10 protein-coding genes are annotated in these 11,259 nt (G+C 73.8%); 3 read left to right on the forward strand and 7 right to left on the reverse strand.

What is annotated here, in order from left to right; all coding sequences use genetic code 11:
• Nucleotides 1-219 precede the first annotated feature (219 nt).
• From GPJ59_RS26705 to GPJ59_RS26715, 3 genes are all read left to right on the forward strand, one after another.
• A complete protein-coding gene (locus tag GPJ59_RS26705; RefSeq protein WP_219670254.1) occupies nucleotides 220-492 on the forward strand; it encodes a hypothetical protein in 273 nt (90 codons plus the stop codon).
• A 161-nt stretch (nucleotides 493-653) separates the two neighbouring features.
• The gene (locus tag GPJ59_RS26710; RefSeq protein ID WP_219670255.1) at nucleotides 654-2,387 is read left to right on the forward strand and encodes a sodium/solute symporter; all 1,734 of its coding nucleotides are present in this window, start codon (nucleotides 654-656) and stop codon (nucleotides 2,385-2,387) included.
• A complete protein-coding gene (locus GPJ59_RS26715; RefSeq protein ID WP_219670256.1) occupies nucleotides 2,384-3,613 on the forward strand; it encodes a sensor histidine kinase in 1,230 nt (409 codons plus the stop codon). The genes GPJ59_RS26710 and GPJ59_RS26715 overlap by 4 nt, the downstream gene beginning before the upstream one ends.
• A 316-nt stretch (nucleotides 3,614-3,929) precedes the next feature.
• Here GPJ59_RS26715 and GPJ59_RS26720 read toward each other — a convergent pair whose 3' ends face one another.
• The 7 genes from GPJ59_RS26720 to GPJ59_RS26750 all read right to left on the reverse strand — a co-directional run.
• On the reverse strand, nucleotides 3,930-5,372 hold the full coding sequence (locus GPJ59_RS26720; protein ID WP_219670257.1) for a GuaB1 family IMP dehydrogenase-related protein: 1,443 nt from the start codon (nucleotides 5,370-5,372) through the stop codon (nucleotides 3,930-3,932).
• Nucleotides 5,373-5,559: 187 nt separating this feature from the next.
• On the reverse strand, nucleotides 5,560-6,882 hold the full coding sequence (locus tag GPJ59_RS26725) for an IS701 family transposase (RefSeq protein ID WP_219670258.1): 1,323 nt from the start codon (nucleotides 6,880-6,882) through the stop codon (nucleotides 5,560-5,562).
• 73 nt (nucleotides 6,883-6,955) lie between these two features.
• Nucleotides 6,956-7,600 (reverse strand): TMEM175 family protein, encoded by a 645-nt coding sequence (locus GPJ59_RS26730; RefSeq protein WP_258024957.1) that lies wholly within the window; start codon nucleotides 7,598-7,600, stop codon nucleotides 6,956-6,958.
• A 78-nt stretch (nucleotides 7,601-7,678) separates the two neighbouring features.
• Entirely contained in the window at nucleotides 7,679-8,020 is a 342-nt protein-coding gene (locus GPJ59_RS26735) for a nuclear transport factor 2 family protein (RefSeq protein ID WP_219670259.1), read from the reverse strand.
• A 19-nt stretch (nucleotides 8,021-8,039) separates the two neighbouring features.
• Nucleotides 8,040-9,494: an ATP-binding protein gene (locus tag GPJ59_RS26740; RefSeq protein WP_219670260.1), complete on the reverse strand. Its 1,455-nt coding sequence runs from the start codon at nucleotides 9,492-9,494 to the stop codon at nucleotides 8,040-8,042.
• Nucleotides 9,491-10,753 (reverse strand): MFS transporter, encoded by a 1,263-nt coding sequence (locus GPJ59_RS26745; protein WP_219670261.1) that lies wholly within the window; start codon nucleotides 10,751-10,753, stop codon nucleotides 9,491-9,493. The genes GPJ59_RS26740 and GPJ59_RS26745 overlap by 4 nt, the downstream gene beginning before the upstream one ends.
• A gap of 24 nt (nucleotides 10,754-10,777) precedes the next feature.
• The coding region (locus tag GPJ59_RS26750; protein WP_374200912.1) for a hypothetical protein at nucleotides 10,778-11,259 on the reverse strand (482 nt) is incomplete at its 5' end.

An 11,259-nucleotide genomic window follows, 5' to 3' on the forward strand; every position in this document is an offset into this window, starting at 1 on the left:
CCCGGCCGTGCCGGGTCCGCGCTTGCCGCCTGTGGACCCTCCTGGGCTGCGGCCGGGGTCGCCGTGGTGGCGGGCGGCGTCCGTGGGATGGGCTGGGGGCGGCGGGCCGGCCTGACCTCGAACAGGGCGTGGTCCTACCCCGGCCGGGCCAGGGCGGCGAAGGCGGGGAAGGCGGGGGGGGACGGCGCGTCGTGGGGCCGCCGGGCGGGAGGGAGCGAGATGTCCGACATCCAGGCGCTGGTCGAGGAGTTGGCCGCCCTGCCCCGGACCCCGCCGGCCGGACGGGCCGAGGCCGAGGTGCTGCTGGCGGGCCTGCGCAGCGCGGCCGCCCGCTGGGCCGACGTGCTCTACGAGGCCGGCCGGGCGACGGAGCACCTGCCGCCGCGGGCGGAGGCCGCCGTGACCCTGGCGTTCCGGCGTGCCGAACAGTCCTACGTGGAGCTGGAGATCGCCGTACGGGACTGCGTGGAGGACCGCGACCCGGTGGTCTGAAGGGCCGGCCCGCGGCGGCTCGGTCCGCGGGCAGGGGCCCGGTCCGCGGGCAGGGGCCCCGGGGAGGTTCGCCGGATCGTGCCTGTCGCGCAGCGTGGCGGCCTGCGTAGACTCCCGTCACCTCCCTGTCAGCCTCCCCGCCGCCCGAAGGACACGCCCCGGTGAACCAGACGTACGCGCTGACCGCGGTCACCGCCGTCGTCCTGGCGACCGTGCTCGTGGGCGCGCTGGGCCTGCGGATATCCCGGACGACCTCCGACTTCTACGTCGCCTCGCGCACGGTCGGGCCGCGGCTGAACGCGGCCGCCATCAGCGGCGAGTACCTGTCCGCCGCCTCCTTCCTGGGAGTCGCCGGGCTGGTGCTGCTCCAGGGGCCGGCGATGCTGTGGTACCCGGTCGGGTACACCGCCGGGTACCTGGTGCTGCTGGTGCTGGTGGCGGCGCCGCTGCGGCGCTCGGGGGCGTACACGCTGCCCGACTTCGCCGAGGCCCGCCTGGAGTCGCGGGCGGTGCGGCGGATCGCGGTGGTGTTCGTGCTCGGGGTGGGGTGGCTGTACCTGCTGCCGCAGTTGCAGGGCGCCGGGCTGACGCTGGAGATCATGACCGGGGCCCCGCACTGGGTGGGCGGGCTGGTGGTCGCCTTCGTGGTCACGGCCGCCGTCGCGGCGGGCGGGATGCGCAGCATCACCTTCGTGCAGGCCTTCCAGTACTGGCTGAAGCTCACCGCGCTGCTGGTGCCCGCGTTCTTCCTGCTGGCGGCCTGGGCGGGCGACGGCTCCCCGCGGGCCTCCCTGGACGCCCCGGCGGTCTTCCGCGAGCGCACGTCGGTCACGGTCGCCGAGGACGTGCGGCTGGCGGTGGGCGCGCCGCTCACGCTGACCGTGACCGGCCGGGTCGACGGCCGGACGTACGACGGCCAGGTGGTGACCCTCGCCGAGGGGGGCCACGCGGTGCAGGGGGCGACCCGGCTGGAGTTCCTGCCGGGCACCGTCGTGCCGGAGACCGGGCCGGCGGTGGGGATGGGCGTCTCCAGCTGGTCGGAGCCGCTCTCCGGGGACCAGGACGGCTACCGGCTGTACGCGACGTACGGGCTGATCCTGGCCACGTTCCTGGGGACGATGGGGCTGCCGCACGTGGCCGTGCGCTTCTACACGAGCCCCAACGGGCAGGCGGCGCGGCGGACCACGCTGGTGGTGCTCGGTCTGGTCGGCACGTTCTACCTGCTGCCTCCGGTCTACGGGGCGCTCGGCCGGATCTACGCCCCCGAGCTGGCGCTGACCGGGGACGCGGACGCGGCGGTGCTGGTGCTGCCGGAGCGGATGCTCGGCGGGGTGCTGGGGGATCTGCTGGGGGCGCTGCTGGCGGGCGGGGCCTTCGCGGCGTTCCTGTCGACGGCGTCGGGGCTGACCATGGCGGTGGCCGGGGTGCTGCACCAGGACGTGCTGCCCTCCCGCGGGGTGGGGGCGTTCCGGTGCGCGGCGCTGGTGGCGATGGCGGTGCCGCTGGCCGGGAGCATCGCGGCCACCGACGTGCCGGTCGCCGACGCGGTGGGGCTGGCGTTCGCGGTGTCGGCGTCGTCGTTCTGCCCGCTGCTGGTGCTCGGCATCTGGTGGCGCGGTCTGACCCCGCCGGGTGCGGTGGCCGGGCTGGTGACGGGCGGCGGCGCGGCGCTGAGCGCGGTGCTGGCGACCCGGGCGGGGCTGGCCCCGGCGGGCTGGGTGCACACCCTGCTGGCCTGGCCGGCCGCCTGGTCGGTGCCGCTGGGCTTCCTGACGATGGTGGCGGTGTCGCTGGCCACGCGCTCGCGGATACCGGGCGGTACGGCGGCGACCCTGGCCCGGCTGCACCTGCCGGAGGACCTGGCCTCCCACGCGGCGTCCGGGGGGCGGCGGTGACGGGCGCGGGGAGCGGCGCGCTGGCCGTGGCGGCCGTGGTCCCGGCGGTGCTCACGCTCGCGGCGGGGTTCGCTCTGGGCCGACGGCATGCCGGGCGCGGCGGGCGGGCGGGGCTGGACCTGGGGACGCCGGTGGAGCGGGCCACCTTCCACACCCTGCACACCGCCTCGCTGGCCGCTCCCCCGCTGCGCGCCGGGCTCACCGAGGACGCCGCCCGCAAGGCGGCCAGGCGGCTGCGCTCGCTGCTGGGCACCGAGGCGCTGTGCCTGACCGACCGGGAGGCGGTGCTGGCCTGGGACGGGCCGGGCGCCGACCACCACGGGGAGCGGGCGATGGCGCGGGTGGCGGAGCTGCTGGTATCGGGCCGCAGTGCGAGCGTGCGGACGGAGTGCCAACGGCCGGACTGCCCGCTGAAGTGGGCGGTGGTCGCCCCGCTGACGGGCGAGGACGGGATGCTGGGGGCGCTCGTGGCGTACGGCTCCCGGGAGTCGGCGGTGCTGGTGCGGGCGGCCACGGAGGTCGCACGCTGGGTCTCGGTGCAGCTGGAACTGGCGGAGCTGGACCGGTCGCGGACCCGCTTGATGGAGGCGGAGATCAAGGCGCTGCGGGCGCAGATCTCGCCCCACTTCATCTTCAACTCGCTGGCGGCGATCGCCTCGTTCGTGCGGACGGACCCGGAGCGGGCCCGGGACCTGCTGCTGGAGTTCGCGGACTTCACCCGCTACTCCTTCCGCCGGCACGGGGACTTCACGACGCTGGCCGACGAGCTGCGGTCGATCGAGCAGTACCTGGCGCTGGCCGGGGCCCGGTTCGGGGACCGGCTGAAGGTGACCTTGCAGGTCGCGCCCGAGGTGCTGCCGGTGGCGCTGCCGTTCCTGTGCCTGCAGCCGCTGGTGGAGAACGCCGTCAAGCACGGGGTGGAGGACTCCGTGCAGGAGTGCCGGATCACCATCGCGGCGCGGGACGCGGGCTCCGAGGCGGTGCTGACGATCGAGGACAACGGGGTGGGCATGGACCCGGCGCTGCTGCGCCGGATCCTGGCCGGTGAGCGGCCCGGCTCCGGGTCGGGCATCGGCCTGCCGAACGTGGACGACCGGCTGCGGCAGGTGTACGGGGACGCGTACGGGCTCGTCGTCGAGACGGGCGTCGGGGCCGGGACGAAGATCACCGTACGGATCCCCAAGTACCGTGCGGGCGTCCACTCTTCCGGCCCCGGGGGACCGTGACCGCTCCGCTGCGCGGGGCCTTTCCCCTCCCCGCCCCTACCCGATACCGGGGCTGGGCCCCGGACCCCGTTCCGTGCGCTCCGCGCCCGGTGCGCTCAAACGCCGCGCGGGCTGGAATATGCCCTGTCCAGCCCCGCCGGCGTTTGAGGCGCGGGGGCCCGGGGGCAGAGCCCCCGAAACCAGGGCCGGGGCTCAGCCCTGTAAACACGGGATCGGCGAAGTCCGGTGCGGTACCGCGCCCCGTAAGGGGCGCGGGGAACGGCGCGACCAGCCCCCACCGGGCCGCGGTTCCATCACCGCATTTCCAGCGGAGCGCTTAGCTCCAGCTGGCGTGCAGCGGCTTGCCCTCGGCGTAGCCGGCGGCGGACTGGATGCCGACCACGGCACGCTCGGCGAACTCCTCCAGGGAGCCGGCGCCGGCGTAGGTGCAGGAGGACCGGACACCCGCGATGATCGAGTCGATCAGGTCCTCGACGCCCGGGCGCTGCGGGTCGAGGAACATGCGCGAGGTGGAGATGCCCTCCTCGAACAGTGCCTTGCGGGCCCGGTCGTACGCGGACTCCTCGGCGGTGCGGTTGCGCACGGCACGCGCCGAGGCCATGCCGAAGGACTCCTTGTACAGCCGGCCGTCGGCGGTCTGCTGGAGGTCGCCCGGGGACTCGTACGTACCGGCGAACCAGGAGCCGATCATCACGTTGGATGCGCCGGCGGCCAGCGCCATCGCGACGTCGCGCGGGTGGCGGACGCCGCCGTCGGCCCAGACGTGCTTGCCGTACTTCTTCGCCTCGGCGGCGCACTCCAGGACCGCGGAGAACTGCGGGCGGCCCACGCCGGTCATCATGCGGGTGGTGCACATGGCGCCGGGGCCCACACCGACCTTGATGATGTCCGCGCCGGCGTCGATCAGGTCCTTGACGCCCTCGGCGGCGACGATGTTGCCCGCGACGATCGGGACGTGCGGGTCGAGGGCCCGTACGGCCTTGATCGCGCTGATCATCGACTCCTGGTGGCCGTGCGCGGTGTCGATGACGAGCGTGTCCACGCCCGCGTCGAGCAGCTGCTTGGCCTTGCCGACGAAGTCGCCGTTGATGCCGACGGCGGCGGCGATGCGCAGCCCGCCCTTGTCGTCGACGGCCGGGGTGTACAGGGTCGCGCGCAGCGCGCCCTTGCGGGTGAGGATGCCGACGAGCCTGCCGTCCTTGTCGACGGCCGGGGCGACCTTGCGGTGGCCGGCGTCGAGCTGGTTGAACGCCTCGCGCGGGTCGATGTCGGCGTCGATGAGCAGCAGCTCCTTCGACATGACCTCGGAGAGCTGGGTGAAGCGGTCCACGCCGTTGAGGTCGTGCTCGGTGACGACGCCGACCGGGCGGTTCTCGGCGTCGACGACGACGCCGGCGCCGTGGGCGCGCTTGGGCAGCAGGGCGAGGGCGTCCGCGACGGTCTGGGTGGGCGCCAGCGTGATCGGGGTGTCGAGGACGTGGTGGCGGGTCTTGACCCAGGAGATGACGTCGGTGACGACCTCGATCGGGATGTCCTGGGGGATCACCACGAGGCCGCCCCGGCGGGCGACGGTCTCGGCCATGCGGCGGCCCGCGATCGCGGTCATGTTCGCGACGACCAGCGGGATGGTGGTGCCGGTGCCGTCGGGCGAGGAGAGGTCGACGCCCTGACGGGAACCCACCGCGGAGCGGCTCGGCACCATGAACACATCGTCGTACGTCAGGTCGTACGGCGGCTTCAGGTCATTGAGGAAACGCACGTGCAGAACATCCCAGTCGAGTCGATGGTGAACACCCCCGGCAGGGCAGCCGAGGAAAAACGCACGTACTTCATTCTCCCATGTCGGGGGGTTTGCGAATCCCCGGACTTTCCTCCAGGACACGGCGGTCTGCCTGGTCATTTCCTACGGGACCGCGGTCCCCGCGTCCAGGAAGCGGCGCCGTGGCTCAGCGGATGTAGGCGCGGCGGGGGCTCTGGCCGGGCAGCCTGGGCTGGCCGGGGAGCCGGGCGGCCTGGCCGGGGATGAGGGGCCGCGGCGGCAGCACCGGGGCGGGCCGGGTGGTCGCGCCGTACGGGCCGGGGGCCGGGCCCGGGCCGGGGGCGGGGGTCCGGCCGCGGGCGCCGAGCAGGGTCGCGGCGTGGGCGACGCTGGCGAGGGTGACGTGGTGGTGCCAGCCGCGGAAGGAGCGGCCCTCGAAGTCCCTGATGCCGGCGGGCTCGCACACCTCGGCGAAGTCGAGGGCGACCCGGTCGGTGAGCTGGGCGAGCAGGAAGAGCTGGGCGAGCGGCCGGTCGCCGATGTTGGTGATCCAGAACTCCGACGGCAGCAGGGCCGCCTCGGTCCAGGCCCCGACGAGCAGCAGCGGGGTGGGCGCGGCGGGGGCGGGCCGGTCCTCGCCGGGCGTGGCGAGGACCGGGGCGGAGGTGAGCAGGGTGACCGCGCCCTCGCCCCGGCCGTGCCGGGTCCACTCGACGACCCGGCGCTGGGAGCGCAGGGAGTCGATGAGCTCGCGGGCGGGGGCGGTGTGCGGGCCGGGGCCGCGCCGGCCGGCCCCGCCGAAGGAGACCGGCAGTGAGCCGTCGACCTTGAGGACGAAGGGGATGTCCTGGAGCGAGAAGGACTCCACGCACGCGGGGACGTCGCCGTTGGCGGCCTCCATCACGACGGGCCGCCGCTGGAGCTGCCAGGTGGCGGCCATCCGCTGGACGGCGTGCACGGCGTCCTGCGCGGGGGTCAGGGACCGGGCGGTGTCGGGGATGCCGGCCCGGCGTCGGCGCAGGAGTTCGCTGGTCCAGGGCCCGGGGAGGGTGAGGGTCCATTCGACGGGGAAGCTGGACTCGCTGGAGGCCAGCCAGATGCCGCCGGCCTGCTGGCAGTTGGCGGTGCGGCCGAGCTGGGGGACGAACTGCCGGCCGACGCCGACCGAGCGGTCGCCGGCCTTCTCGATGACCATCGGCTGGACCACCCAGGCCAGCGGGCGCTGGGCGGTGCGTTCGAGGTGCTGGGCGAGGGAGCGGCGGACGGGGGTCCAGTCCCAGGGGGACTTGCTGATGAACTGCTGGAGGCTCTGCTCGACGGAACTCGCCCCGGTTCCCGCGATGTTGCGGATGGTCTTCTTTCCCGTGGTGCGGACGAGGCCGTGGAGATATACGCGGGCCCAGTTCCGCTGGTCCCGCCGGGGTAAGGATTCGAAGAACAGGGGAACCAGTGCGTCGAGCAATTCGGAGATTTCCTTGGTGGATTCCTCCGGCAGGACTACGCGAGCCATCTGCTGCCTCCCCCGCGACCAGCTGGATCCGATACCCTACTTGACCGGCAGGAACGGCCGTAGGCCCTGGCGGCTACTTCCTGAGGTCGCTGGCAGATTCGAGCCGCTCTTCCTCTACCACGAGGGGAATGGGGATCTGGTTCGCCGCATAGTAGAGGGCGATCAGAAAGTGTGCGGCGAGTGTGAGGGTGGCGGAGAAGAGGGACAGGACCACCGTGAGGGGGTAGGCGACGGCCCCGAGGCCGAATCGCAGGCGCGTGGCGCGTGCGCCGTCCTTGTCCACGCGCTCGTGGAAGAGATGGCCGACCCGGGTGACGTGCCACCACAGGCCGAGGAAGGCCAGGGCGTAGACGACGGTCCACGCGCTGTAGAGGACGGCCGCGATACTGGCCGATTCCGCGTCCGTCAGATTCTCCGCAAGGACGGAAGTGGTCCACGGAATCACCGACACCACCATCAGCACCAGGAGATTCAGGAACATCAGCGGGCGGTCCACCTTCTTCAGGTGCACGAAGATGGTGTGGTGATTGACCCACATCACTCCGATGATGAGGAAGCTGACCACATAGGCCGCATAGTGCGGCCATTGTTCCCACAATCCGTGCCAGAGTTCGGAGCCCTTCTCCTCCGGCACCTTGATCTCCAGGACGAGAATGGTGATGACGATGGCGAATACGCCGTCGCTGAACGCCTCTATGCGGCCGGTCTCCGATTCCATGGCCTCCCCTTCGTCGTGGACGCCTGCGGGGAGGGTGCCCGGTCACCCTCCCCGCACACGCTACCCGGATATCGCCGGTCAGCTGCCGAAGCCGGCCGTCTGGCGCCAGATCCGGCCATCGCGGACGACGAGTGTCCCGAATGCGTGCTCAGGCTCGCCGTTCAGGTTCATGATCGCGCGGTAGAAGATCGTGTCCTCGGTCTCGATGTATTCCTGGAGTTCGACGAGGCGGGGCTCCAGGGTGAGATATCCGGTGAACGTCTCGCGTACGGCGTCGATCCCGGCGGACACCCCTTCGAAGCGGAGCAGCACCGCGTCGTCGGTGTAGTTCTTCATCACCGCGTCGATGTCGAGGGCCGCGAGGGCCTCCATCTGGCGGACGAAGACCGGGTGCAGCTTCGCGATGTCGTACGTGGCCATGGCGGGCTCCTTCTCCTTGTCAGGGCTGGGACAGGGGCAGGCGGACGGTCATGCGGGTGCTGCCCGGCACGGACCGCGCGGTGATCGAGCCCCGGTGGCGCTGGGTCACGATCCGGTAGCTCAGGTGCAGTCCGAGTCCGGTGCCCTTCCCCACGTCCTTGGTCGTGTAGAAGGGTTCGAAGATGCGCGGCAGGACCTCCTCGGGGATACCGCGCCCGGTGTCGATGATCTCCACCACCATGCAGGCGCCTTCGGTGCGCACCCCCAGCGTGAGGACGCCCGAACCCTCCATCGCCTCGGCCGCGTTGTCCACCAGGTTGGTCCACACCTGGTTCAACTCACTGGGGTAGCCGGTCAGTTCGGGCAGGTCGGGCGGGTAGTCGCGGACGATGCCGATCCCGGTGAGCTTGGCGCGCAGCACGACGAGGGTGTTCTCCAGGCCGTCGGTGACCGCGAAGCGCTGCTCGGGGGCCCGGTCGAGATTGGCGTAATCCCGGGTGGCCGCGACCAGTTGGGAGATCCGCGGGCCGGCCGCCCGCAGCTCGGCGGCCAGCGACCGGGCCTCCAGGAGCGCGGCCAGGTGGTCCAGGGCGGCGGGCAGGGCCGGCCCGCCGACGCCTTCCAGCCGGTCCGGCAGCCAGGCCGGCTCCAGCCCGAGGTCGGCGACGGCGGCGCCGAGCGGCCCCGCCCGCTTTGCGCCCGCCTCCTCGGCCCAGTCGGCGATCTCCTCCTCGGCGTCCGCCTGGGCCAGCGGATCGGTGGCGGCGGGCGGGGGAAGCTCCGCCAGTTCGTCGGCGAGCCGGTCCAGTACGGTGCGCTGCGCGCCGGTGGCCGCGGCGCCCCAGGCGTGCGCGGTCCGGGTGAGCCGGTCCAGGGCCGGTGCCAGCTCCTGGGCGGCCCGGGCCACCGCCGCCGCCGGGTTGTTCAGCTCGTGGGCGAGCCCTGCGGCGAGGGTGCCGAGCGCCTCCACCGTGGCCCGCTTGCGCGCTTGCACCTCGGAGGACTTGATCCGCCAGGCCAGTACGGGCAGCAGCACGGCGGCGACCCCGTGGCAGCGGGTGAGCATCTCGAAGAAGACCGGCCTGGGGTAGGACACGACGGTGGTCGCGGGCCCGCTGGCGGCGGCGGTGGCCACGTACGAGCCCTCGGTGAGCAGGGGCAGTTCGCCGGTGAACCGGTGGGCTGCCGGGGGTTTGCCGTCGTGCTCCTCGGCGCCGGCCGCGTCGGTGGCGTGCCGGGTGAGCACCTCCTCCCGGCCGTCGACCACCTTGGTGACGACGAGCCCGCCGGACAGCAGCACGTGGAAGGCGGTGGCCTCCTCGCCGTCCCGGAAGAGCACGGCGCCGTCGGCGAGCACCCGCGGCTTCGAGACCGAGAGCAGCCAGTCGAGCTGGTCGCCGGTCAGCCCGGCGAAGATCTCCAGCCCGTGCAGGGCCCGGCGCAGGTCGCCGGCGCCGATCGCGGAACCGGTCATGTTGTGCTCCCTTCGGCCCTCGCCCGCCGGGCCAGCCGCCAGGTCGCCAGCAGCGCCACGGCGCAGACCCCGGCGACGGCGGCCATGAAGCCGACCGAGGTGCGGTGCAGTCCGTGGATGTTGGTGAGCCGGCCGGCGAGCACGGCGGGCACGCTCATGGCGAGGTAGGCGAACACGTAGACGGCGGCGGTCAGTTCGCCGCGGTGGGCCGGGTCGGCGAGCATGCTCAGGGCCCGGAAGGAGCCGAGGAAGGCCGCGCCCCAGCCGGCCCCGAGGACGGCGGTGGCGGCCAGGAACACCCCGGCCGAACCGAGGCCGAGCGCCAGCAGCACCAGGCCGAGCCCGGCGAGCAGCCCGCCGAGGCCCAGCAGGGCCGTGCGCAGCGCCTCGGTGCGGCCGAGCAGCAGCTGGGCGGCGGTGGCGGCGCCCGCGAGCAGGGCCACGGTGGCCCCGCCCACCAGGTAGTCGGTGCTCTCCAGCAGCGCGAGGGCCAGGTGCGGGCCGAGGGAGAGGTAGAAGCCGCCGACCGACCAGACGGCGACGATGGTCAGGATCAGCACGGCGAAGCGGCGGCGGACCGCGGCGGGCACGTGGATGCGGTGCGGCACCACGCGGAAGCCGCCGCCGGCGCCGGGGGCGCTCTCCGGCATCCGCACGACCCCGATCAGGGCGAGCGTGAAGGCCCCGATCAGCAGCAGGTAGCTGAGCGCGGTGGGCGCTGGCGCGTACTGGACCAGCAGTCCGGCGCCGAGCCCGCCGAGCCCGATGCCCACCGTGGGCCCGGCACTGCCCACCTGTGCCCCGAGCATGGGCCGGGAGCGGGGGCCGAGCTCCAGCAGGGCGGCGCCCATGGCGCCGGTGGCCAGGCCCACCGCGAGCCCCTGCACGGCGCGCGCGGCGAGCAGCAGGGCCAGGCCCCCGGCGCCCGCGAACAGGGCCATGGAGACGATGGCCAGCACCAGCGCGGCGCCGAGCACCGGGCGGCGGCCGAGGGTGTCGGAGAGGGAGCCGAAGAGCAGCAGGCCCACCAGCACGGTCACCGCGTAGACGGCGAAGACCACGGTGATCGCGCCGGAGGAGAGGTCCCAGCGCTGCTGGTAGAGGACGTAGAGGGCGGACGGTACGGAGGAGGAGAGCATCAGCAGCACCAGGACGGCGCCGACCGACCAGAAGCCGGAGCCTCTGGCCGGGCCCGTCCCCCGGGCGGCGGGGTGCACCCTGACTCCCCCGGTCGTGTCGGACGTGGTCGCCTTCGGCACTGCGTCACTCCCCCCGTGTCGGTGTCAGGCGAGGGCGGCCTGGGCCCGCGCCAGGGCGCGGGCGGTCAGTACGCCCGCGAGGTGGCCGAGGTACTCGGCCGAGGTGCCGCGTCCGGGGACGAAGAGCGACCGCGGTTCGGCGCGGAAGGCGGCGAGCACGGCGTCCGTCGTGGGCTCGGCGTCCCGCAGCCGCTGTTCGACGTCGCGCATCCGCTGGGCGCGGGCGGTGGCGCCGGTGACCGCGATGCGCACGCCGTCCGTGGTGATCCGTACGGCGGCCGCGCAGACCGGGTGGCGGGAGGCGCGGTCGGCGGTCTTCTCGAAGGCGGCGGCCGGGCCGCTGGCCGGCACCAGCAGGGCGGTGATCACGCAGCCGGGTGGCGGGCCGGTCGCGGCCAGCTCCTCGGCGGACGAGGTGGACCGTCCGGCAGGGCCGGCCAGCTCCACCCGGGCGTCGGCGGCGATCGCCGCGACCGGCCGGGACCGGCCCTTATACCCCACTCCGG

It is taken from the genome of Streptomyces bambusae (genome assembly GCF_019400985.1).
Taxonomy (GTDB): Bacteria; Actinomycetota; Actinomycetes; order Streptomycetales; family Streptomycetaceae; genus Streptomyces; species Streptomyces bambusae_A.

Excerpts from the sequence above, each read along its gene's own strand:
- GPJ59_RS26705 (WP_219670254.1), top strand. The coding sequence starts at position 220 with ATGTCCGACATCCAGGCGCTGGTCGAGGAGTTGGCCGCCCTGCCCCGG.
- GPJ59_RS26725 (WP_219670258.1), bottom strand. The coding sequence starts at position 6,882 with ATGGCTCGCGTAGTCCTGCCGGAGGAATCCACCAAGGAAATCTCCGAA.
- GPJ59_RS26730 (WP_258024957.1), bottom strand. The coding sequence starts at position 7,600 with ATGGAATCGGAGACCGGCCGCATAGAGGCGTTCAGCGACGGCGTATTC.
- GPJ59_RS26735 (WP_219670259.1), bottom strand. The coding sequence starts at position 8,020 with ATGGCCACGTACGACATCGCGAAGCTGCACCCGGTCTTCGTCCGCCAG.
- GPJ59_RS26740 (WP_219670260.1), bottom strand. The coding sequence starts at position 9,494 with ATGACCGGTTCCGCGATCGGCGCCGGCGACCTGCGCCGGGCCCTGCAC.